The sequence below is a fragment of the Rhizobium sp. Root1220 genome (genome assembly GCF_001426265.1).
Lineage (GTDB): Bacteria > Pseudomonadota > Alphaproteobacteria > Rhizobiales > Rhizobiaceae > Rhizobium.
On the sequence record NZ_LMDG01000023.1, the window covers coordinates 64,596 to 86,989 of the forward strand.

Genomic DNA, 22,394 nt, shown 5'->3' on the forward strand with positions numbered 1-22,394 from the left:
CTTGACTCAAGGTATGACTTCGCTCATCACCAGGCAAGCTCAGGAGCATCGAAATGAATACCCCTCGATATGATGTCATTGTCATTGGTGGTGGACACGCGGGCTGTGAGGCCGCGGCCGCGGCCGCTCGACTCGGTGCCAAGACTGCGCTGGTCACGCATAAACGAGACACCATCGGTGTAATGTCATGCAATCCAGCGATTGGCGGTCTTGGCAAAGGTCATCTTGTCCGTGAGATCGATGCGATGGACGGGCTTATGGGCCGTATCGCGGATCAATCGGGCATCCAGTTCAGAATGCTCAATCGGAAAAAAGGTCCGGCCGTTCGAGGTCCAAGGACGCAGGCCGATCGAAAGCTCTATCGCATGGCGATGCGTGCCGAGATCGAAGCGACACACAATCTGGACGTTGTCGAAGGCGATGCCTTCGACATCGAGAGCCAGGATGGTCGAGTGCGTGCTGTAGTCATGAAAGATAGCCGGATTCTACACTGTGGTTCGGTTGTGCTTACGACGGGGACTTTTCTCAGGGGCCTTATTCATATCGGCGACCAAAAGATTCCCGCCGGCCGAGCCGGTGAAGAGCCGTCGATCGGTCTGTCCCACACACTCCTGGGCCTTGGCATCAAACTTGGCCGTCTGAAAACCGGCACGCCAGCGCGTCTCGATGGCAAGTCAATTGATTGGTCAGCCGTCGGCCGCCAGAGCGCCGACGAGCATCCTGTCCCCTTCTCTTTCATGACCGACAGGATTACCAATCCTCAGGTTGACTGCGGCATCACGCGAACGACCGACGCGACACACCGCATCATCGTCGACAACCTAAGACGATCAGCGTTATACTCTGGGCAAATCGAAGGTGTCGGGCCACGTTACTGCCCATCCATCGAAGACAAGTTGGTAAAGTTCGGTGAGCGCGACGGGCATCAGGTATTTCTCGAGCCGGAAGGGCTCGATGATGATACGGTCTATCCGAACGGAGTCTCGACATCGCTCCCGGCCGACGTACAGGAAGCATTTATTCGAACTATCCCGGGATTAGAGCAAGCTAAGATTTTGCAACCCGGTTATGCGATCGAGTATGACCATGTCGATCCGCGTGAGTTGAAGCCATCGCTTGAGGTCAAGAAGATGGCCGGTCTGTTCCTCGCCGGTCAGATCAATGGAACGACGGGCTATGAGGAGGCCGCGGCGCAGGGTCTGGTCGCCGGTACCAATGCGGCTCGCTTGGCGGGTGGGAGCGCTGCGGTGCAGTTTAGCCGTACGGATTCGTATATCGGCGTGATGATTGATGATCTCACATCGCGCGGCGTATTGGAGCCGTACCGGATGTTTACCTCCCGCGCCGAGTATAGGTTGTCGCTGCGGGCCGACAATGCCGACGTCCGTTTGACACCCCTGGCGATACAACTCGGTGCCATATCCTCAAGCCGCCACCGGCGTTTCGAAACGTACATCGCTGCGTTGGATGCAGGTCGTGCGCAGTTATCGTCGTTTGTTGCGACGCCCAACGAGGCGGGCCGTGCGGGCTTGAAGGTTAATCTCGATGGGCAAAGGCGCTCTGCCTACGATCTGCTTTCCCACACGGATATCGGATTGGCCAACCTCAAGGCACTTTGGCCGGAGCTTGCGGGTATCGCGCCCGAAGTTGGCGAGGCTTTGGAAATCGAAGCTCGGTATGCCGTCTATATGGGTCGGCAGTCGGCAGATATTGCCGATGTGAAGCGCGATGAGGCACGCGTCATTCCCGATAATTTTGATTTTGATGCGCTATCGGGACTGTCAAATGAATTGAAGCACAAGCTGCGATCTCACCGGCCGCATAACGTTGCGCAGGCGACGATGATCGATGGCATGACACCGGCTGCCATTTCGCTGTTGCTCGTGCATTTGAGACGTGTTGAGAGTGTTGTCGCGATCTCCGCATAATGCAGTTTTTGAGAGTCCTACCATGAATATAAACGGTCGGCGTGTTTCACGTGAAACACAGGAGCGATTGGAGCACTTTGTTGCACTTTTTCAGAAGTGGAGCAAATCGATCAATCTAACAGCACCGTCGACGATGGAAGATGCCTGGCGGCGGCACATAGCCGACAGCGCGCAGATTTTTCAGCTTCAATCCCACCCCGGCAACTGGATCGACCTCGGCAGTGGAGGCGGGTTTCCTGGGATCGTTACAGCAATCTTTCTTTCTGAGCTTGGTGACGGCTGGGTTCATCTTATCGAAAGCAATCACAAGAAGGCGGCATTCCTGAGAGGTGCCCTACGTGAGACTGGCGCCAGGGGCAGTGTTCATGCCGTGCGTATTGAGGAAGCGGCGACTATCGTCCCGCTTGGCGACTTTGTCTCTGCGCGCGCGCTAACCGACCTTTCGAAGCTGCTCGAGTACATCGAGCCTTGGTCTCGGACAAACGCGAACGTTCGATCGTACCTTCATAAAGGCCGGGATTACCGTGCCGAGATCGAGAAAGCGAATGGTGGCTGGAACTTCGATCTGCTAGAACACAAGAGCGCTGTCGAGCGAGACTCAGTTGTTCTGGAGGTTTTCAATCTCCGGCGCTCGGCGTAACAGATCGGTGATGCTGCAATGGCTGGCGAACGAAATCGTATTATTACCATCGCAAATCAAAAGGGTGGTGTGGGCAAAACGACCACAGCCATTAATTTGGCTACCGCTTTGGCGGCGATAGGCGAGCGTGTGCTGATTGTTGATCTCGATCCGCAGGGAAATGCAAGCACCGGGCTCGGCATTGAGCGTAAGCTGCGGCGACTATCGTCCTATGATTTGTTGCTAGGCGAATATGGAATTGAAGAGGTCTCGCAGCAGACCGCGGTGCCGAATCTTTTTATAGTGCCATCGACGATGGATCTGCTCGGCATCGAGATGGAAATTGCGCAGCAGAGCGATAGGGTTTTCAAGCTGAAGAAGGCGCTCGCTGCGGAGGACGCCTTTCGGTTCTCATACATTTTAGTCGATTGCCCACCCTCGTTCAATCTGTTGACGATGAACGCAATGGCCGCTGCACATTCAGTTCTGGTGCCGCTGCAATGCGAATTTTTTGCGCTTGAGGGCCTGAGCCAGCTATTGGAGACGGTTGACCAGGTGCGACGCACCGTGAATCCGCGCCTTGATATTCAAGGTATTGTGCTAACGATGTTTGACTCCCGCAATAATCTTGCGCAACAGGTGGTCAATGATGTCCGCACCCATCTCGGCGAGAAGGTCTATCACACCTTGATTCCCCGCAACGTACGCGTCTCGGAGGCGCCATCCTACGGAAAGCCGGCGATTCTGTACGATCTGAAGTGTGCGGGTAGCCAGGCATATCTGCAACTTGCCTCAGAGGTTATACAGCGGGAACGCCAGCGTTTGGCGGCTTAGGAATTTAACAGCGAGCTCGACAATGAACGATGATGTCTCTAAGCGAAGACTGGGCCGCGGTCTGGCCGCTCTTATTGGAGAGATGGACCAGCCTGTAGTGGCCGATTCTGAAAAGCCAAACGTCAGTCCTGACCGCATGGTGCCGATTGAATTCGTGAGCCGCAACCCGCGCAATCCTCGTCGTTTCTTTGACGAAAGCGAATTGCATGATTTAGCGAGCTCTATTCGCCAGCATGGCATCGTGCAGCCGGTCGTCGTTCGCACGTTGTCTGTGAACCAGCACGAAATAATAGCCGGCGAAAGACGTTGGCGCGCGGCGCAGCTTGCGGGTCTGGTCGAAATTCCGGTTATCGTACGCAACGTTGATGACAAAACGGCGCTCGAGATCGCGATTGTTGAAAACGTTCAGCGGTCGGATCTCAATCCCTTGGAAGAGGCGCTTGGCTACGAACAGTTGATTGCGGAATATGGATACACGCAGAATGATCTGGGTGAGATCATCGGCAAGAGTCGCAGTCATGTCGCCAACTCGTTGCGGCTCTTGAAGCTGCCCGAGCCGGTTCGTGACCTATTGGCGGGTGGTAGTTTGTCGGCGGGTCACGCTCGGGCCCTGGTCCCGACCTCAGACCCCGCCGCGCTCGCCCGGACAATTGTGTCCAAGGGCATGTCCGTTCGCGACGCCGAACGGTTGGCGCAAAACGACATCAAGGCGCAGTCCGAGCCCAAGCTGGCGGCCCAACTGCGAGACCACAAGGATTCCGATACGCTTGCCCTGGAACGGACGCTTTCCGACACCCTGGGGCTTGATGTAACGATTAACCACAAGGCAACTGGGGGTCAGATTCGGATTTCCTATAAGTCGCTGGATCAGCTGGAGGAAATCTGCAGGCTTCTCGAGCGGCGGTAGAGTGGGCGCTATCTTCTGGCCGACTGTAGCGTTGTAGAAAGCAGGGTTTGAAGCGCGATTGTATCTTCAAGGTTCGATCGTTTGCGTGTTTGCAAGATGGCAGCCTGAAGCCGGTTTGTTTCACGCGTGACAGCCTCAGATGACCACGTTCGCAAAGCTTGTTCGACAATCGGCTTGCGTCGGAAATGCAAGTGGCGCCCCATAGTTTGCATGACCTGGCCCACCGGAAGGCGCTTGTCATCCATCTCGGCCTTCATCGCGTCCATCAGCTGAAATTGCTTGAGGCACGCCTGGATAACCAGGAATATCGCGGTCTTCGACGCGATGATCTTCTGCATGGCATGAAGGAAGTTTCCGGGGTTGCCGCTCAGTATTGCATCAACGGCATCGTCCACGGAGATGGCACTCGCGTCGCCGATGATCTCCGTCACGTGATGCTCCTCGATCGTCTGACACCCGCGGCGATATAAGGCGAGCTTTCGCAGTTCATTGCGAGAGGCAATCCGGTCTCCGCCAATCAGCTCCAATAGCGCCTGCCTTGCCGCGGCCGTTATAGTCAGTCCGGTTTCAGAGAGCTCGGCGTCTATCAGACCATTTAGGGCACGCGTGTCGTCGGCATAGCATGGAATGGTCATGACCGTTCGCGCGGTCTCTGCCAATTTTCTGAGAAGGGAGCCCTTCTTGAGATCGCCCGCTTCGACAATCACGAAGGTCGCATCTGGTGTGTCGGCTGAGAGCGAGTGCAGCGAATCAACAAGATACTTTTCGTTGCTGGCCCCGCGGATCCAGATAAGTTTGTCGCCGCCGAACAATCCGATCGCACCCGCCTCGTCGATAAGTCGACCGTGATCTCGTTGCAGGTCGCCGATATCAAGCTTAATCAACGAAAAGGGATCGTCGAGCGAGACGCCCGTCCTCCCGGCAATCGCGGTTGCCCGCTCGGACACCAAGCCCCGATCCGGTCCATAGACGACAAAAAGGCGATAGTTGCGGGCGGATTTCTGTAGAAACCCTTCAAACTCGTGCGATTTTATATCGGCCATATGACCGTCCCTAGCGGCCGAGAGCAGCCGCAATGTCGGCGCCCACAAACTCGGCTGCCTGGCGGGCGGCGCGGTTCTCCGCGTCACGAATGGCGCGTTGCTTGGCGAACTCCTGGAACGGAAAGTCGACGAGCGCCGTCGCGTAGCGGTTGCCCGCCTTGATCACATGTCCATCCTTTGTTGCCTTCAGCGTGTAGTCGACGCTTACTGTCGCACGCCCGGCAAGGGAGGTGTCGGACGACTCGACAAGTAGCGTGCTGATGACACTGGAGCGCGCGCTCAATTCGACCTTGTAGTCTGGGTTTTCCGGTTCTCCTCCACCACCTGAGGCGAGGAAGATCAATCGGTTGCGCACCTCCTGCTCGACGCGACTCGCCGGCTCAGAGAAGGTGACGGACGCAAGCTTGCCCGCAGCACCGGAACCTTCGGAGTAGAGCGGGCGAACCTGGCAGGACGTGAGAAGTATCGTGGAAGCAAGGATCGCGGCAACACCTGTACCGCGCGCCAGCTTAGGGGCGATATTAAACGACAATGTTCACAATCCTTTGCGGAACCACAATGATCTTCTTCGGGACCTGACCGCTTAGCGCCCTCTTGACCTCGTCCAGCGCGAGCGCGCTTTCGGTGACGGCATTCTGATCTGCGTCGCGAGAAATTGTCAATTCGGCGCGCTTCTTCCCGTTGATCTGAACCGGGAGAACCACGTCGTTTTCGACAACCAGGTTTTCATCATAGGTTGGCCAGCCGGCCTGCGCCAGAACGCCGCTGTTGCCCAGCGCTGTCCAGCACTCCTCGGCAAGGTGCGGTGTCATGGGAGCCACCAGCTGAACAAGGATTTCGGCTGCATCGCGAGCTGCGGCGCGATAGGCTGCATCGCCTTCACCGGCCGAAATCCTGCTCAAGGGAGCGGCGAGCGCATTCACGAGCTCGTAGATCCGCGCGACAGCCTTGTTGAACCAAAGCTTATCATAGTCGTTCTGGACAGCCTTCAGCGTCCTATGAGCCACCTGGGAGATGGCAAGTGCTTCGCCGTCCCTGGCCGGAGCTGACGCTACGCCTTTCAAATTCCCTGACGCCTCCGAGATGAGGCGCCAGAGGCGCTGGGTGAAACGATGAGCGCCCTCCACGCCGGATTCGGACCATATGACATCGCGCTCAGGGGGCGAATCCGACAGAACGAAAAAGCGCGCTGTATCCGCTCCATAAGATGCGATGATATCGTCGGGGTCGACAACATTCTTCTTCGACTTCGACATCTTCTCGATCGAGCCGATTGCGATCTCCTCGCTGTTCGACAGCAGGTAAGCGCGGCGTTTGCCGTCCAGTTCCTCGATGCGAATGTCTGCCGGCGCTACCCATTCACGGTTCATGCCAGAGCCCCGGCTATAAGTCTCGTGGACGACCATCCCCTGAGTGAAGAGACCTTTGAATGGTTCCTTGACGTCGACGTGACCGGTCTCGCGCATCGCCCGCGTGAAAAAGCGAGAGTAAAGCAGGTGCAGAATCGCGTGCTCGATGCCGCCGATATACTGATCGACGGGCAGCCAGCGGTTGGCGGCTTCGGAATCCGTAGGGCTGCTCTCCCACGGAGCCGTGAAGCGTGTGAAATACCAGCTCGAGTCGACAAACGTGTCCATCGTGTCGGTCTCACGCCGGGCATCCTTGCCGCAGTGGGGGCACGCCACATGGCGCCATGTCGGATGGCGATCGAGCGGATTGCCCGGTTGATCGAAAGTCACATCCTGTGGCAGTTCGACCGGCAAGTCCTTTTTCGGGACGGGAACGACACCGCAGTCCTCGCAATGGATAACCGGAATTGGGCAACCCCAGTAGCGCTGCCGAGAAATACCCCAGTCACGCAGGCGGAAATTGACCTTGCGCTCTCCCTGCGGAGCATTGCCAAGCGACATCCCGGATAGCCGGTCGACAACAATGCCGAACGCCTCGTCGGTAGTCGTTCCATCGAGAAAGCGCGAGTTGATCATGACACCCTCGCCATCGTAGGCGACCTCGCCCACGCTGAAGGTCGCTGCGTCGCCGTCCTTTGGCATCACGACCGGCACGACCGGCAGATCGTATTTACGGGCAAACTCCAAGTCGCGCTGGTCGCCCGACGGGCAGCCGAAAATCGCGCCCGTCCCGTAGTCCATCAGCACGAAGTTCGCGACATAGACCGGCAGCTCCCAGGAAGGGTCCAGTGGATGCTTCACGCGGATGCCTGTGTCGATCCCCTTCTTCTCAGCGGTCTCCAGCGCCGCCAGGGACGTGCCGGCGCGGCGGCATTCCTCGCAGAAGGCGTCGATAGCCGGATTCTTGGCAGCGGCATCTTTCGCGAGCGGATGATCGGCTGCGATCGCCAGGAAGGAAGCGCCAAAGAGCGTATCCGGTCTGGTGGTATAAACCGTGATTTCCGTCTCGCCGGCCGGAGCGGTCTCTTTGACAATCTCCCAGCGCAGCGTCATTCCTTCGGAACGACCGATCCAGTTCTTCTGCATCAGCCGGACTTTTTCTGGCCATTGGTCAAGCGTATCAAGCGCGTCAAGCAGGTCCTGGCTGAAATCTGTTATCTTGAAGAACCATTGTGTCAGTTCCCGCTGCTCAACGAGCGCGCCGGAACGCCAGCCGCGCCCCTCGATGACCTGCTCGTTGGCCAGCACCGTATTGTCGACCGGATCCCAGTTGACCTTGGACTGCTTGCGGTAGACGAGCCCTTTCTCCAGGAAATCCAGGAAGAGATGCTGTTGGTGCCGATAGTAGGCTACGTCGCAGGTCGCGAATTCGCGACTCCAGTCCAGCGACAGGCCCATGGCCTTCAGCTGCGATCTCATGGAGGCGATGTTCTGATGGGTCCACGATGCCGGATGCACACCGCGCTCCATCGCGGCGTTTTCCGCCGGCATGCCAAAAGCATCCCACCCCATCGGATGGAGAACGTTATAGCCGCGAGCTCGTTTGTAACGGGCAACCACGTCGCCCATGGCGTAGTTCCGCACATGGCCCATGTGAATGCGTCCAGATGGATACGGAAACATCTCCAGTACGTAGTATTTTTCGCGCGGATCGCTATTGTCGGTCTCGAAGACCTTTTCGTCATTCCATTTTTGCTGCCAGCGAGGCTCGGCATCGCGCGGATTATAACGTTCGGTAGCCATCGTATTCGTATTTCCGGAAATCAGGGGAGTAGGTGGTGACCTTCACCATGAAACCACTGTAGCGTCAAGTTTTGCAGCTGTCTCGAACGGCTGTTCCCGCCCCCTTTGGCGACGATTTCGCGCGGGTGGGCCTTGGCAAGCACAGAACGGGCGTTTAGTGCATTGCCATCTTTTTCATCCGGTCATGTCGGGACAAAACGATGGAACTTCAAGAGCGACTGGACGATGTGCGTTTGCGCATAGCGAACGCCGAGCGCCAAGACGGCCGATCTTCAGAATCTGTGCAACTCGTTGCCGTGTCCAAGACATTCGACGCACTAGCGATCCGGCCGGCGATAGAGGCGGGACAGCGGATCTTCGGAGAAAACCGGGTTCAGGAAAGTCAGGCAAAATGGCCCGAACTGAAGTCGGAGACCGTCGATATCGAGCTTCGTCTGATTGGCCCATTGCAATCGAACAAGGTGACGGAGGCCGTCGCACTCTTTGATGTTATCGAGACGATCGATCGCGAGAAAATCGCGCGGGCGCTCGCCGCCGAGATCAAGCGACAGGCAAGGAGCGTTCGGCTCTATGTTCAGGTAAACACCGGTCTCGAGCCGCAAAAGGCAGGTATTGAGCCTGGCGATACCGCTGCCTTTGTCGATTTCTGCCGAGACGAACTCGGTCTTACCATCGAAGGGCTCATGTGCATCCCGCCAGCGGATGAAAATCCCGGGCCGCATTTTGCCCTGCTGGCAAAGCTGGCGAAGGCCAGCGGACTTGGCAAGCTGTCCATGGGGATGTCTGGCGACTACGAAACGGCGATTGCATTCGGTGCAACAAGCGTTCGCGTCGGATCTGCAATTTTCGGGGCACGCTGACACGCTGCTTTGGTCGGGCTTTCTCTCCTGTTGTTCGTCCCCTAGATTTGACGGATAACCGCATATCCTGGGGAGGAGCAGATGCAGGAGAGCTATCAGCAAGTCTACGCGGGATGGAAACTCGACCCGGAGGCGTTCTGGCGCAAAGCGGCGCAAGAGATCACCTGGTTCAAGCAGCCAGAGCATGTATTTTCGGCCGACGATGGCCCATATGGCCGCTGGTTTGTCGGTGGCGAAACCAACACCTGCTACAATTGCCTTGACCGTCACGTCGCAGCGGGACGCGGCAGTGACAGGGCTATTATCTATGATAGCCCTATCACCGCCACGAAGTCTGTCTTCACTTACGACGAAGCGCTTGAGAAGGTGAACGCCATTGCCGCGACACTCCGGCAATACGGGATTGCGAAGGGCGATCGCGTCATCATCTACATGCCGATGGTACCGGAGGCGATCCTGTCGATGCTCGCCTGTGCGCGTATTGGCGCGGTGCATTCGGTGGTTTTCGGCGGTTTCGCTGCGAACGAACTCGCGGCGCGCATCGACGATTCGGCGGCGAAACTAATCATCACGGCAAGCTGCGGGCTAGAGCCGGGTCGCGTCGTCGCCTACAAGCCGCTCGTCGATCAGGCGATCGCAACCGCCAGTTTGAAGCCGCGGCATTGTCTGGTTCTCCAAAGGGCGCCGCTTGCGGCTGAGCTGAATCCCCTCCGCGATCTCGATTTTGAGGTGGCAGTGGCGCGGAACCGGGGGGCAAAGGTTGAATGCGTACCGGTCAAGGCGACTGACCCGCTCTATATCCTCTACACCTCAGGGACGACCGGCCAGCCGAAAGGCGTGGTCCGCGACAATGGCGGTCACATGGTGGCGCTGCACTGGTCCATGGGGAATATCTATGGCATCCGACCAGGCGAGGTTTTTTGGGCGGCGTCCGACATCGGCTGGGTCGTCGGACATTCCTATATCGTCTACGCACCGCTTCTGGCAGGCGCCACGACTGTGATCTTCGAGGGCAAACCCGTCGGTACCCCGGATGCCGGTGCGTTCTGGCGTGTGGTTGCCGAGCACAAAGTTCGGGCGCTCTTCACGGCTCCCACAGCCTTTCGTGCTATCAGGCGCGAGGATAGCGAAGGTGCACTTCTGAAGCACCACGCGATGCCGGATTTCCGGGCGTTGTTTCTTGCCGGGGAACGAGCCGATCCGGAGACATTAAAGTGGGCGGAGCGAATGCTTGGCGTTCCCGTGATCGATCATTGGTGGCAAACCGAAACGGGATGGCCGGTTGCCGCTAACCCATTGGGTATAGAGAGGTTGCCGATAAAGCATGGCTCGCCGTCGGTACCTATGCCAGGATACGAGATCGAGATCCTCGACGACGCCGGTCATCCGGTCCCTTCTGGTACGCTGGGCAACATTGTCGCCAAGCTTCCGCTGCCCCCTGGTTGCTTGCCGACGCTCTGGAACGCTGACGAGCGGTTCAATTCGGCCTATCTCGCGGAATTTCCGGGCTACTACAAGACGGCCGATGCCGGCTATGTCGACGAGGACGGGTATATTTTCATCATGTCGCGCACCGACGACATCATCAATTGCGCCGGCCATAGGTTGTCGACGGGCGCGATGGAGGAAGTCTGCGCCACCCATCCGGATGTGGCGGAGTGCGCCGTGGTTGGCATCGCCGATCCGGTCAAGGGACAGGTGCCATGCGGCTTTCTGGTGCTGAAGAAGAATGTTTCACGGGAAACATCGGTCATTGAATCTGAGGTGGTGAAGCTTGTCCGAGAGGAGATCGGGCCCGTTGCTGCCTTCAAGACAGCAATCACCATCGACCGTTTGCCCAAGACCCGATCTGGCAAGATCCTTCGCGGCACGATGCAGAAGATTGCCGATGGCCTCCCGTGGAAGATGCCGGCGACCATCGACGATCCGGCAGTTCTCGAGGAGATAACGGACGCATTGCGAAATCGCGGATTCGGCTCGTTGCCGATGTGACGAACAAAAAACCCCGCATAAGCGGGGTTTGGGAACTCGATGTCTGACGGATCAGTACTGGTCGTCCTCGTCTTCATCCTTCGGCGAAGACTTCAGCGACTTGAGCTTTGCAAAGACGGCATCGGCGTCGATTTCCTTCTCTTCCTCGCGCTCGTAGCTCGGTGTCAGGCGCTCTGTCTCCTGCGCAGACTGCAGGGTCGCGCCGAGTTCGGCGGCGGTCGGCAGCGGACGACCCTTTGCGGCCTTTTCGACTTCCATGTCGAGATCGATCTGGCTGCATAGGCCAAGCGTCACAGGATCCATCGGTGCGAGGTTCGCCGAGTTCCAGTGGGTGCGATCGCGAATCTGCTCGATCGTCGACTTGGTGGTGCCGACCAGGCGGGATATCTGTGCGTCCTTCAGTTCCGCATGGTTGCGAACCAGCCAGAGAATGGCGTTCGGTCGATCCTGACGCTTGGAAACCGGTGTGTAGCGCGGGCCGCGGCGCTTGGATTCAGGCACGCGAACCTTCGGCTCCGAAAGCTTAAGCTTGTGAGCCGGATTCTTTTCGGCACGGGCAATCTCGTCGCGGGAAAGCTGGCCGGTGGAAATCGGGTCGAGACCCTTGATGCCCTGCGCGGCTTCGCCGTCGGCAATTGCCTTCACTTCGAGCGGATGCAGCCGGCAGAACTGGGCGATCTGGTCGAAAGACAGGGCTGTGTTGTCGACGAGCCAGATAGCGGTCGCCTTCGGCATGAGCAATTGTTGAGCCATGGATATAGTCCTTCTGTCGTCCGCGCCGGTGTCGCGGTCCGTGGATTGTCACCACAATGTCCGGGAAATATGCCGCTATATAACCGCAGTGACGCATAATTGCAATTCATCACGATTGAAATGACCTTCGTCTAATTGCCGGGTGGATGCGACCTGCTATGAATGGCCTAAAGTCAATCTGGACTGCTTCGTTTTCAGATCGTCCAGTATCCGAGTGAGGAGGAGTTCCATGTCGGAGAAGATCTATCCGGTTCAAAAGCCGGTGAAGAACCGTGCGCTTATCGATAAGTCCAAGTACGAGAAATGGTACGAGGAAAGCGTCGAGAACCCCGACAAGTTCTGGGGTAAGCATGGCAAGCGGATCGACTGGTTCAAGCCTTACACCAAGGTCAAGAACACGTCTTTCAAGGGCAGGGTCTCGATCAAGTGGTTCGAGGACGGACAGACAAACGTCTCCTACAATTGCATCGACCGGCACCTGAAGACCAACGGCAACCAGGTTGCAATCATCTTCGAAGGCGACAATCCCTACGTCGATAAGAAGATTACCTACAACGAACTGTACGAGCACGTTTGCCGCATGGCGAACGTGATGAAGAAGCACGGAGTCAAAAAGGGCGACCGTGTGACCATCTACATGCCGATGATCCCCGAGGCGGCCTACGCAATGTTGGCCTGTGCCCGGATTGGCGCGGTGCATTCCGTCGTTTTCGGCGGCTTTTCGCCGGAAGCGCTGGCCGGTCGTATCGTCGACTGCGAGTCGACCTTCGTTATCACCTGCGATGAGGGTGTGCGTGGCGGAAAACCGGTGCCGTTGAAAGACAACACTGACACCGCGATTCATATCGCCGCGCGTCAGCACGTGATCGTGGACAAGGTTCTGGTCGTGCGCCGCACCGGCGGCAAGACCGGCTGGGCACCTGGCCGCGATCTTTGGCATCATCAGGAAATCGCTACGGTGAAGGCCGAATGCCCGCCGGTGAAGATGAAGGCGGAGGATCCGCTATTCATCCTCTACACCTCGGGCTCGACAGGAAAGCCGAAGGGGGTGCTGCACACGACGGGCGGCTACCTCGTTTATGCGGCAATGACGCACGAATATGTGTTCGACTATCACCCCGGCGATATCTACTGGTGCACGGCCGATGTGGGCTGGGTGACCGGACACTCCTACATCGTCTACGGTCCGCTAGCGAACTGCGCCACGACGCTGATGTTCGAAGGTGTGCCGAACTTCCCGGATCAGGGGCGTTTCTGGGAAGTCATCGACAAGCACAAGGTCAACATCTTCTACACCGCGCCGACGGCTATTCGATCCCTCATGGGAGCCGGCGACAGCTTTGTTACGCGCTCGTCCCGCTCGAGCCTGCGTTTGCTCGGTACAGTCGGCGAACCGATCAATCCTGAAGCCTGGGAGTGGTATTACAACGTGGTCGGTGACAAGCGCTGCCCGGTCATCGACACCTGGTGGCAGACGGAGACCGGCGGCCACATGATTACGCCGCTGCCGGGCGCGACCGACTTGAAACCCGGCTCGGCGACCTTGCCGTTCTTTGGTGTCACGCCGCAGCTCGTCGACAATGAAGGCAATGTGCTGGAGGGCGCGGCGGATGGCAATCTCTGCATCACCGACAGCTGGCCCGGGCAGATGCGCACGGTTTACGGCGACCACGAGCGCTTCATTCAGACCTATTTTTCGACATACAAGGGTAAATACTTCACGGGCGACGGCTGCCGTCGCGACGCGGACGGCTATTACTGGATCACCGGGCGCGTCGACGATGTTCTCAATGTTTCAGGCCACCGCCTCGGTACGGCCGAGGTCGAGTCGGCGCTCGTTTCACACAGTCTGGTTTCGGAAGCAGCCGTCGTCGGTTACCCGCATCCGATCAAGGGCCAGGGTATCTACTGTTACGTGACGCTGATGGCGGGCAACGAGGGTACCGACGATCTCCGTCAGCGGCTGGTCAAGCATGTTCGGGCCGAGATCGGACCCATTGCCGCGCCCGACAAAATCCAGTTCGCACCAGGCCTGCCTAAGACCCGCTCCGGCAAGATTATGCGCCGCATTCTGCGCAAGATCGCCGAAGACGATTTCGGCTCCCTCGGTGATATCTCTACACTTGCCGATCCGGCGGTCGTCGACGATCTCATAGCCAATCGACAAAACAAGGCAACGGCCTGAGCTAAGGAGGCCGCTTCGCAGGATCGACGCGGCTTCCTAGTTTTCGTCGGAACAAGGCATTTTTGGTTTGCGGCCGCCGTCGTAAGCGCGGACAATGCCCCCGGCCAAAAGGTCCGTAGCCGGATTCCTCCCATCCGAAAGGGTGACGTTCGCGAGAATGCGACCAAAATACTTGTCGCCGGAGATTTGCGTCAGCCGAATTTCCGGCGATCCAGCCGTCAGGTCCTCCAGAGCATGCCGCGCGTCGATTCCGGCTAGTCTTACCTCGGCGCATTTTGAGTGCATTTCCGGCGCATCGATACCCCGAATGCGAACGTAGACTTCCATCAGCTGTTGAGGCCAAGGACGCGCCTCTACCAGCAGGGTGTCTCCATCGATTACCCGCAGGATCTCGGCGGCTACCGGCCCATCGATTTGGTCACGCGCGTGAGCTGTCACGGTTGTTGCGACAAGAATCAACGAAAGCATGGGGATGAGATTCATCATAAAAGGAATAAATTCCGATTGTGATCGAAAGTCAATAGGAATATTTACTTAGAAATCGATCGCCCGCCCGTTGATTTCCCAATCGCCGAAGCGAGCAGGATCAGCTCCCCCTCGCCCTCCGATTTCAACCGGCATATCGCTCGGCTTTTCATTCTTGCGGCGGTCTTCAGCTTCTGCAAGCGCTCGTGCGGCAGCTGGGGATAATGTTTTGCGCGGTACTTGCGTTCCTTCCGCTACGGTTGCTTCCACATTGTCGTTATCCGCTGCTTGCATCACGCACGTCCGCCCGAAAAATATTGAAAATGGCCGTTGAATAACCAAATCATACTGCGCTGGCGCCGCGTTTGAAAGCCTAGTCATTCCGATGGTGTGCGGCGGGAGATGGGAGAGACCGATGAATCTTGTACGAACTGCCATGCTGCTTGCCTTCATGACGGCGCTGTTCATGGTCGTTGGTTTCATGATCGGCGGCCGCGGCGGCATGATGATTGCCTTCGTGATCGCGGCCGGCATGAATTTCTTTTCCTATTGGAATTCTGATCGGATGGTGCTTTCCGCCTACCGCGCGCAGGAGATTGATGAGAGCAACGCTCCTGAATTCTTCTCGATCATCCGCGATCTTGCCCGCAATGCCGGACTGCCGATGCCGAAGGTGTATCTCTACGATAGTCCACAGCCGAATGCATTCGCCACCGGCCGCAATCCTCAAAATGCTGCGGTTGCTGCCTCCACCGGCCTGCTGAGCGCGCTTTCGCCCGAAGAGGTTGCAGGCGTCATGGCACATGAGCTGGCCCACGTCCAGAATCGCGACACACTGACGATGACGATCACAGCGACGTTGGCCGGTGCGATTTCCATGCTTGGGAATTTCGCCTTCTTCCTCGGCGGAAATCGCGACAACAATAGCAACCCTCTGGGCTTCATCGGTGTGTTGCTGGCGATGATCGTAGCACCGCTGGCGGCGATGCTGGTACAAATGGCGATCAGCCGGACTCGCGAGTATTCCGCCGACCGTCGCGGGGCCGAGATCTGCGGAAACCCGCTATGGCTTGCGTCGGCGCTCGGCAAGATTGCGCGAAGCGCGGCTCATACACCCAACTATGACGCCGAACGTAATCCTGCAACGGCACATATGTTTATCATCAATCCGCTGACCGGGGCTGGAATGGACAATCTGTTTTCGACGCATCCCAACACCGACAACCGCATTGCGGCTTTGGAGGAAATGGCACGAAGCGACACGAATGCCTCGACGCAGCCGGTTCGCGCTGATAATCCGACACGCAAATCGCGCTCTGTTCCGGATGCCGGCCTTAGCCGCGGTGGCTCGCAACCGCCAAAAGGTCCATGGTCTTGAATTCAGACGGGAAAAAGAAGCCATTTCGTAGGAACGAATCCGCGGCCCCTCGCGCGTCTCAAAGCCCGCAGAAGCCGGGGCTTCAGGTTCGCGCCGCCGCTGCCAAGATTCTTGCGGCCGTCGTTGACCGGAAGCTGCCACTTGACGGCGCGCTGGACCACGAGCACGGAAATCCCGCCTATAAGGCGCTCAACGAAGGAGACCGCGCGCTCACGCGGGCCATCCTGAACACTACCCTTCGCCATCTGCCGCGGATCGAGGCCGCAATTTCATTGCTACTGGACTCGCCTTTGCCGGAAGGGGCGCGCGCCCTTCAGCACGTCCTTTCGGTTGCTGCCGCCCAGATACTTTATCTCGACGTACCGGACCATGCTGCTGTCGACCTCGCCGTCGAGCAGGCTAATCATGACCCGCGAAGCCGGCGCTTTGCGAAGGTGGCAAATGCAGTGCTGCGACGTCTGGGACGTGAGAAGGAAGACATCCTGGCACAGATCAGTGTCATCTCGCCAATGCCGGATTGGTTTATCGAGCGGCTAGAGAAGTCTTACGGAAAGCAGGTTGCGCGAGCGATTTCCGAATCGCAACTCGAGCCGGCGGCGATCGACCTGAGCGTCAAATCGGATGCCGAGGGTTGGGCGCGGAAGCTCAACGGCTATGTCCTGCCGACGGGGGGTGTTCGGCTGGCTGCCTTCGCAGGGGGCATTCCTTCGCTTGATGGGTTCGAGGAAGGTGCCTGGTGGGTACAGGATGCGGCTGCCAGCATCCCAGCCCGGCTCTTTGGCGACCTGACGGACAAGCGTGTGGCCGATCTTTGCGCAGCTCCGGGCGGGAAGACGGCCCAGCTTATTCTCGCTGGGGGTACCGTCGTCGCCGTCGAGCAATCGGAAAACCGCATCAAGCGGCTGCGTTCCAATCTCGACCGCCTCGGGCTTGAGGCGGAAACGATAGCCACCGACCTCACACGATATCAGCCGGAAGAGCTGTTCGACGCGATCCTACTTGACGCGCCATGCTCGTCCACGGGAACAACCCGTCGCCATCCCGATGTGCTCTGGACCAAGGGGCCGGAAGACATCGCGAAGCTTGCAGCATTGCAGGAACGCCTTCTTCGCCATGCCATCACGCTGTTGAAGCCTAACGGGACGATTGTCTTCTCGAATTGTTCGCTGGACCCGGAAGAAGGCGAAGAAGTGATCCGACGCGTTCTCGCGGACACGCCAGCGGTGGAGCGTTTCCCAATAGAGCCGAGCCGGTGGCCGGGGCTCGAAGCTGCCATCAGCCCGCTTGGTGACTTCCGCACGACTCCCGACATGCTGACTGCACCTGCCGGCTTCGCACCGGGCCTCGACGGCTTCTACGCCGCGGTGCTGCGTCGTGTTGCCTGATCGAAAGGCAGCTGGCATAGTTGAGCATCTGTCATAAATTGATATGACGATCGTCGTTTGTGCCGGGCGTATTCATCTATTCTTAACGACGTGGGTCAATAGACAATAGACATGTGGTCCGGGCGGTTCTCGAGTCTTTATCTGGGGGAAGCTTGGCGGCGCACAGAGTGCCGCGCCGCGTTGCTGCGCCTGCGTCTGTTTCGCCATACGGTTCACGCGCCCGAACGCCTGATTGTTGCACCCACCGACTTGCGGGCCGTTGATCCCCATGTTGCGGAAGAGATCCTGAACGGTCGTTTCCCCCTGGCGGGTCGGCTTCTCGAAACTGGTGGGAAATCCCCGTTCACTTTCAGCCTTCCCTCTCGCTCCTTCGCAGTCAGGCTCCACGGTTTCGGCTGGCTCCGCCATATGCGGACAAAAAAGAGCGACCTTCATTCGAATGTCGCCCGCTCGATCGTCAACAGTTGGCTGACAATCCATGGTGGACGTATCGAGGGCATTGCGTGGGAAATCGATGTGACCGCGCAGCGGGTGATCGCCTGGCTCTCACACTCGCCTGTCGTGCTGCACAATGCCGATCGCGGTTTCTATCGTCGTTTCCTCAAGTCGCTGGCCTTTCAGGTGCGGTTTCTTCGCCGCATGGTGAAATATGCCCCGCCTGGCGAAGTTCGGTTCCGGCTGCGCATCGCGCTCGCGATGGCGTCGATTTCGATGCCGACGCGCCCGGGCGTTTTGCGCAGAGCCGCGGAGGCGCTCGATCAGGAGTTCGATAGCCAGATACTTCCTGACGGCGGCCATGTCTCCCGCAACCCGCGGGTCGGGCTTGAGTTGCTACTCGATCTGCTGCCGCTACGGCAAACCTACGTCAATCTTGGCCACGATCTGCCGCAGAAGCTCATTTCGGGTATCGACCGCATGTATCCGGCGCTTCGTTTCTTCAGGCATCAGGACGGTGACCTTGCACTGTTCAACGGTGCGACATCGACGCTGGCAACGGAGCTGATGTCGCTTTTGCGTTACGACGAGACAGCCGGCGAACCATTTAAGGCGATGCCACATTCACGCTATCAGCGGCTGGCCGCGGGAAGAACGGTTATCATCGCCGACACCGGGCTTCCTCCACCAGGCAAAATGTCGCGCACGGCGCATGCGGGCTGCCTGTCATTCGAAATGTCGTCGGGGCGTCATCGGTTTATTGTCAATTCGGGGTCACCCAAATTCGCCGGTCGTCGTTATATCCAGATTGCGCGAACCACCGCCGCCCATTCGACCGTGACGCTCAACGATACGTCATCCAGCCGCTTCGCACTGTCGGAATTCCTATCGAATGTCATTACCGAAGCGGTCAAGACGGTGAATGTCGACCGCGCGCTGGCAGACGACGGGCGCGATGTCGTAAAGGCCAGCCACGACGGGTATCTCAAGACTTTTGGCGCACTCCACGAGCGGGAATTGACGTTGAACGCAACGGGTCTGATCGTTACCGGACGTGACCGCTTGGTCGTCCCCGAGGAACGCAAGGACGACAAAGCATTGCGTGCCGTCGCGCGCTTTCATGCGCACCCAGCGATCAATCTCAACCAGGTGGACGGCGAGTCGGTGATGATGACGGCGCCGGATGGCGAGACTTGGCTTTTCTCGTCGCCCGGAAACGAGGTGCTGGTCGCCGAGGACGTGTTCTTCGCGGACGCTTCCGGCGTCTGTGGGTCGGATCAGATCGAAATCAATTTCTCCTATCCGGAAAAGCCTGAAATACGCTGGTTTTTGTCCCGCAAGAGCTAGTCGCTGTTTGCGTCGCGGCAAAGCTGTGCTAACGCGGCGCCATAGTCCGCGTGACCCTCGCCGGATATCTCCTGAAGATCAAACGGAGAAGCCTCATGGCCGTTGTTTCAAAGAAAATTCCTGCCCCCGACAAGGTCAGCGCAAAGACCGCGTTGCTTTCCGTTTCTGACAAGACCGGCATCGTCGAACTCGCGCGTGCGCTGGCCGACAATGGGGTTCGCCTGCTTTCGACCGGCGGGACGCACAAGGCGATTGCGGCGGCGGGACTTGCCGTCACCGACGTCTCGGACATCACCGGCTTTCCGGAAATCATGGACGGTCGGGTCAAGACCCTGCATCCGAAGGTGCATGGTGGTCTGTTGGCTATCCGCGACGACGCTGACCATCAGAAAGCGATGAAAGCCCACGGCATCGCGGGCATCGATATCGCGGTCATCAATCTCTATCCGTTCGAAGATGTTCGTGCCGCCGGCGGCGATTATCCGACGACCGTGGAAAATATCGACATCGGCGGTCCAGCCATGATCCGCGCCTCGGCCAAGAACCACGCCTACGTGACCATACTGACGGATCCGGCAGATTATCCGGAATTGTTGGAGCAACTGTCGTCGGATTCGGGTCGCACTTCATATGCCTTTCGCCAGCGCATGGCGGCGAAGGCCTTCGCTCGCACAGCGGCGTATGATGCGATGATCTCCAACTGGTTCGCCGAGGCGCTATCGATCGATACACCCCGCCACCGGGTGATCGGCGGCGTTCTGCGGGAAGAGATGCGCTACGGCGAGAATCCACACCAGAAGGCAGCGTTCTATGTGACCGGCGAGCAACGTCCGGGCGTTTCGACCGCGGCGTTGCTGCAGGGCAAGCAGCTTTCCTATAACAATATCAACGACACCGATGCTGCCTACGAACTGGTCGCGGAATTCCTTCCCGAAAAGTCTCCAGCTTGCGCCATCATCAAACACGCAAACCCCTGTGGCGTTGCGACCGGTGGAAGCCTCGTGGAGGCTTACAAGCGGGCGCTGGCCTGTGATTCCGTGTCGGCCTTCGGCGGTATTATTGCGCTCAACCAAACGCTTGATGCGGAGACGGCCGAAGAGATCATCAAGCTCTTTACCGAAGTCATCATCGCTCCCGACGTAACCGATGAAGCAAAGGCGATCGTCGCCCGCAAGGCTAACCTTCGGCTGCTGGCGGCCGGTGGCTTGCCTGATCCTCGCTCGGCGGGCCTGACGGCAAAGACGGTGTCAGGCGGGCTTCTGGTGCAGAGCCGCGACAACGGCATGGTTGAGGATCTCGATCTGAAGATCGTCACGAAGCGCGCGCCGACGGCTCAGGAACTCGAGGACATGCGGTTTGCCTTCAAGGTGGCCAAGCACGTCAAGTCGAACGCGGTTGTCTACGCCAAGAATGGCCAAACTGCGGGCATCGGTGCCGGGCAGATGAGCCGCGTCGATTCCGCTCGTATAGCCGGCCTCAAAGCCGAGGAGGCCGCGCGTGCACTCGGGTTGGAGGTGCCATTGACCCACGGCTCCGCCGTTGCCTCCGAAGCTTTCCTGCCCTTCGCTGACGGATTGCTGTCGATGATCGCCGCCGGCGCGACTGCCGTCATCCAGCCGGGTGGCTCGATGCGTGATCAAGAGGTCATCGATGCGGCCAACGAACACAATGTCGCAATGGTGTTCACCGGCATGCGTCATTTCCGCCACTGAAAGCCACGCTACGACGCCCTGTCCGCCGGATAGGGCGTGCGGATGAGCAAAATCAATCCTCCGGCAAGGAAGAGCACCAGAGTCGTCATTCCAAGCCGCGACGATCCCGTCATGTATGTGACTACTGAAAACAGCAGCGTTGCCATGAAACTGGTGGCGCGACCGGACAGCGCGTAGATTCCGAAGTATCTGCCTGCTTCGTCGGGGCTGACGCTTCGTGCGAGATAGGATCGCGACGAGGCCTGAACAGGGCCGAAGGCAAGACCAATCAAGAGGCCGTAGGCAATATAGGCTTTCTCCGCCGCTGTACCGAAAAGCCCTCCCGAGTCGAACGTCGAGAGCGGCAGCAGTCCGAAGAACGTGTAGCCGGGACCAGTCGAGACGATACCGGCGGTCGCGATCAGCAGCATGGCGAGGCTGACGACGACCGTGGTTTTCGAGCCGATGCGTCTGTCCACGCGACCGGCAACTATGCATCCGAAGATCGCGACGACATTGAGGATGATGCCATAAATCCCGATCTCGATCGTCGCCCAGCCGAACATGCCAGCGGCGAAAGCTCCACCCAGAATGAGAAGGCCGTTGACGCCGTCCTGATAAATCATACGGGCAATAAGGAACCGAAGGATCGCGCTGCGATCCTTCAATTCGCCAAGCGTGTTCCGGAGTTCTCGCAGGCCCGAACGAACCGCGGCGCCGAAGGGAAGGCCCTTCCTGGCATCCGGCGTGAAGAAGAACATCGGCAGAATGAAGATGAAATACCAGACTGCCGAGATAGGTCCGGTGATCCTGGCATCCTCGCCGGTATGCGGATCAAGGCCGAACATCGGATTGAGACCGAGGATGGTCTTGCCGGTTTCAGGATTGCCCGCCAGTAGCGCCACGACGGCGATCAGCACGATCATGCCACCGAGATAACCCAGACCCCATGCCGTGTTCGAAAGCTTGCCGACTTCGTTCCTGCCGACGAGGCGAGGCATCATGGAATCATTGAAAACAATCGAGAATTCGGCCGCGATCGAGGCAAATATCATGAAGATCATCGGGTAGATCACCGGCGAGCCCGGTGCGGCAAACCAGAGGCCGAAGAGGCACCCCACCTTGATGATGGCGAAGAAGCCGATCCATGGTTTCCGCGCCCCCGACTGGTCGGCAATCGACCCGAGGACCGGTGACAAAACGGCAATGATCACCGAGGAGATCGTCGCCATATTGCTCCACATCGTTTGAGCGGAAACCGGATCGGCGGTAAGGCGCGAAACGAAATAAGGGCCGAAGATGAAGGTCGTGACAACAGTGAAGAACGGTTGGGCGGCCCAGTCGAAGAGCATCCAGCCCCAGATGCCCCTTTCCGCTGCCTTCGCGGGCTGCGTTCCCGTCCAGTCAATGCGATTCACCG

Annotated in this window: 18 protein-coding genes; 11 read left to right on the forward strand and 7 right to left on the reverse strand. The window is 58.4% G+C overall.

Annotated elements, in window-relative coordinates; genetic code table 11:
- The first annotated feature begins 53 nt into the window (after positions 1-53).
- Genes mnmG through ASC90_RS14785 form a run of 4 tightly spaced genes read left to right on the forward strand, consistent with a single transcriptional unit; the run spans position 54 to position 4,288 of the window.
- Positions 54-1,928: a tRNA uridine-5-carboxymethylaminomethyl(34) synthesis enzyme MnmG gene (mnmG, locus tag ASC90_RS14770; RefSeq protein ID WP_056541760.1), complete on the forward strand. Its 1,875-nt coding sequence runs from the start codon at positions 54-56 to the stop codon at positions 1,926-1,928.
- 22 nt (positions 1,929-1,950) lie between these two features.
- Complete coding sequence (rsmG, locus tag ASC90_RS14775) at positions 1,951-2,568, forward strand: 16S rRNA (guanine(527)-N(7))-methyltransferase RsmG (protein WP_056541763.1); 618 nt, start codon at positions 1,951-1,953, stop codon at positions 2,566-2,568.
- 18 nt (positions 2,569-2,586) lie between these two features.
- A complete protein-coding gene (locus ASC90_RS14780) occupies positions 2,587-3,381 on the forward strand; it encodes a ParA family protein (RefSeq protein ID WP_056541766.1) in 795 nt (264 codons plus the stop codon).
- Positions 3,382-3,403: 22 nt separating this feature from the next.
- Positions 3,404-4,288: a ParB/RepB/Spo0J family partition protein gene (locus tag ASC90_RS14785; protein ID WP_056541768.1), complete on the forward strand. Its 885-nt coding sequence runs from the start codon at positions 3,404-3,406 to the stop codon at positions 4,286-4,288.
- 8 nt (positions 4,289-4,296) lie between these two features.
- Here the strand turns inward: ASC90_RS14785 and holA are convergent, their stop codons facing one another.
- Genes holA through leuS form a run of 3 tightly spaced genes read right to left on the reverse strand, consistent with a single transcriptional unit; the run spans position 4,297 to position 8,483 of the window.
- On the reverse strand, positions 4,297-5,331 hold the full coding sequence (gene holA / locus ASC90_RS14790; RefSeq protein ID WP_056541771.1) for a DNA polymerase III subunit delta: 1,035 nt from the start codon (positions 5,329-5,331) through the stop codon (positions 4,297-4,299).
- A 10-nt stretch (positions 5,332-5,341) separates the two neighbouring features.
- Positions 5,342-5,863, reverse strand: coding sequence for an LPS assembly lipoprotein LptE (lptE, locus tag ASC90_RS14795; RefSeq protein ID WP_056541774.1), 522 nt, complete (start codon positions 5,861-5,863; stop codon positions 5,342-5,344).
- Positions 5,853-8,483, reverse strand: coding sequence for a leucine--tRNA ligase (gene leuS / locus ASC90_RS14800; protein WP_056541777.1), 2,631 nt, complete (start codon positions 8,481-8,483; stop codon positions 5,853-5,855). Before leuS ends, lptE begins: the two co-directional genes overlap by 11 nt.
- Before the next feature lie 200 nt (positions 8,484-8,683).
- Here leuS and ASC90_RS14805 point away from each other — a divergent pair, with 200 nt between their 5' ends.
- Both ASC90_RS14805 and ASC90_RS14810 read left to right on the forward strand, forming a co-directional pair.
- The gene (locus ASC90_RS14805) at positions 8,684-9,343 is read left to right on the forward strand and encodes a YggS family pyridoxal phosphate-dependent enzyme (RefSeq protein ID WP_056541780.1); all 660 of its coding nucleotides are present in this window, start codon (positions 8,684-8,686) and stop codon (positions 9,341-9,343) included.
- A gap of 81 nt (positions 9,344-9,424) precedes the next feature.
- Positions 9,425-11,335 (forward strand): propionyl-CoA synthetase, encoded by a 1,911-nt coding sequence (locus tag ASC90_RS14810; protein WP_056541783.1) that lies wholly within the window; start codon positions 9,425-9,427, stop codon positions 11,333-11,335.
- Positions 11,336-11,386: 51 nt separating this feature from the next.
- Here ASC90_RS14810 and ASC90_RS14815 read toward each other — a convergent pair whose 3' ends face one another.
- Entirely contained in the window at positions 11,387-12,088 is a 702-nt protein-coding gene (locus ASC90_RS14815; RefSeq protein ID WP_056541786.1) for a DUF1013 domain-containing protein, read from the reverse strand.
- A 229-nt stretch (positions 12,089-12,317) separates the two neighbouring features.
- On the opposite strand from ASC90_RS14815, the gene acs reads away from it, so the two are divergent.
- Positions 12,318-14,273, forward strand: coding sequence for an acetate--CoA ligase (gene acs, locus ASC90_RS14820; protein ID WP_056541790.1), 1,956 nt, complete (start codon positions 12,318-12,320; stop codon positions 14,271-14,273).
- Between the two features lie 36 nt (positions 14,274-14,309).
- On the opposite strand, the gene ASC90_RS14825 is transcribed toward acs, so the two are convergent.
- Both ASC90_RS14825 and ASC90_RS14830 read right to left on the reverse strand, forming a co-directional pair.
- The gene (locus ASC90_RS14825) at positions 14,310-14,759 is read right to left on the reverse strand and encodes a thermonuclease family protein (RefSeq protein ID WP_056541792.1); all 450 of its coding nucleotides are present in this window, start codon (positions 14,757-14,759) and stop codon (positions 14,310-14,312) included.
- Positions 14,760-14,807: 48 nt separating this feature from the next.
- Positions 14,808-15,032, reverse strand: a complete 225-nt coding sequence (locus ASC90_RS14830) for a DUF1674 domain-containing protein (RefSeq protein WP_056541795.1) — start codon at positions 15,030-15,032, stop codon at positions 14,808-14,810.
- A gap of 121 nt (positions 15,033-15,153) precedes the next feature.
- On the opposite strand from ASC90_RS14830, the gene htpX reads away from it, so the two are divergent.
- From htpX to purH, 4 genes are all read left to right on the forward strand, one after another.
- The gene (gene htpX, locus ASC90_RS14835; RefSeq protein ID WP_056541798.1) at positions 15,154-16,116 is read left to right on the forward strand and encodes a zinc metalloprotease HtpX; all 963 of its coding nucleotides are present in this window, start codon (positions 15,154-15,156) and stop codon (positions 16,114-16,116) included.
- Positions 16,107-17,501 (forward strand): RsmB/NOP family class I SAM-dependent RNA methyltransferase, encoded by a 1,395-nt coding sequence (locus ASC90_RS14840; protein WP_056541799.1) that lies wholly within the window; start codon positions 16,107-16,109, stop codon positions 17,499-17,501. Before htpX ends, ASC90_RS14840 begins: the two co-directional genes overlap by 10 nt.
- 111 nt (positions 17,502-17,612) lie before the next feature.
- Positions 17,613-19,283, forward strand: a complete 1,671-nt coding sequence (locus tag ASC90_RS14845; protein WP_056541802.1) for a heparinase II/III family protein — start codon at positions 17,613-17,615, stop codon at positions 19,281-19,283.
- Positions 19,284-19,378: 95 nt separating this feature from the next.
- Positions 19,379-20,995 carry a bifunctional phosphoribosylaminoimidazolecarboxamide formyltransferase/IMP cyclohydrolase gene (gene purH, locus ASC90_RS14850; protein WP_056541806.1) on the forward strand — a complete coding sequence of 539 codons (1,617 nt, stop codon included), beginning with the start codon at positions 19,379-19,381 and terminating at the stop codon, positions 20,993-20,995.
- 8 nt (positions 20,996-21,003) lie between these two features.
- Here purH and ASC90_RS14855 read toward each other — a convergent pair whose 3' ends face one another.
- Positions 21,004-22,392 (reverse strand): MFS transporter, encoded by a 1,389-nt coding sequence (locus ASC90_RS14855; protein WP_056541809.1) that lies wholly within the window; start codon positions 22,390-22,392, stop codon positions 21,004-21,006.
- Between the last annotated feature and the right edge of the window lie 2 nt (positions 22,393-22,394).

What these genes read in the sequence shown, in the direction of transcription:
- mnmG (WP_056541760.1), top strand. Translation starts at nt 54, where the DNA reads ATGAATACCCCTCGATATGATGTCATTGTCATTGGTGGTGGACACGCG.
- ASC90_RS14840 (WP_056541799.1), top strand. Translation starts at nt 16,107, where the DNA reads ATGGTCTTGAATTCAGACGGGAAAAAGAAGCCATTTCGTAGGAACGAA.
- ASC90_RS14830 (WP_056541795.1), bottom strand. Translation starts at nt 15,032, where the DNA reads ATGCAAGCAGCGGATAACGACAATGTGGAAGCAACCGTAGCGGAAGGA.
- ASC90_RS14810 (WP_056541783.1), top strand. Translation starts at nt 9,425, where the DNA reads ATGCAGGAGAGCTATCAGCAAGTCTACGCGGGATGGAAACTCGACCCG.
- ASC90_RS14845 (WP_056541802.1), top strand. Translation starts at nt 17,613, where the DNA reads ATGTGGTCCGGGCGGTTCTCGAGTCTTTATCTGGGGGAAGCTTGGCGG.
- ASC90_RS14825 (WP_056541792.1), bottom strand. Translation starts at nt 14,759, where the DNA reads ATGATGAATCTCATCCCCATGCTTTCGTTGATTCTTGTCGCAACAACC.
- leuS (WP_056541777.1), bottom strand. Translation starts at nt 8,483, where the DNA reads ATGGCTACCGAACGTTATAATCCGCGCGATGCCGAGCCTCGCTGGCAG.
- acs (WP_056541790.1), top strand. Translation starts at nt 12,318, where the DNA reads ATGTCGGAGAAGATCTATCCGGTTCAAAAGCCGGTGAAGAACCGTGCG.
- ASC90_RS14785 (WP_056541768.1), top strand. Translation starts at nt 3,404, where the DNA reads ATGAACGATGATGTCTCTAAGCGAAGACTGGGCCGCGGTCTGGCCGCT.
- htpX (WP_056541798.1), top strand. Translation starts at nt 15,154, where the DNA reads ATGAATCTTGTACGAACTGCCATGCTGCTTGCCTTCATGACGGCGCTG.
- ASC90_RS14780 (WP_056541766.1), top strand. Translation starts at nt 2,587, where the DNA reads ATGGCTGGCGAACGAAATCGTATTATTACCATCGCAAATCAAAAGGGT.
- ASC90_RS14815 (WP_056541786.1), bottom strand. Translation starts at nt 12,088, where the DNA reads ATGGCTCAACAATTGCTCATGCCGAAGGCGACCGCTATCTGGCTCGTC.
- holA (WP_056541771.1), bottom strand. Translation starts at nt 5,331, where the DNA reads ATGGCCGATATAAAATCGCACGAGTTTGAAGGGTTTCTACAGAAATCC.
- purH (WP_056541806.1), top strand. Translation starts at nt 19,379, where the DNA reads ATGGCCGTTGTTTCAAAGAAAATTCCTGCCCCCGACAAGGTCAGCGCA.
- ASC90_RS14805 (WP_056541780.1), top strand. Translation starts at nt 8,684, where the DNA reads ATGGAACTTCAAGAGCGACTGGACGATGTGCGTTTGCGCATAGCGAAC.
- rsmG (WP_056541763.1), top strand. Translation starts at nt 1,951, where the DNA reads ATGAATATAAACGGTCGGCGTGTTTCACGTGAAACACAGGAGCGATTG.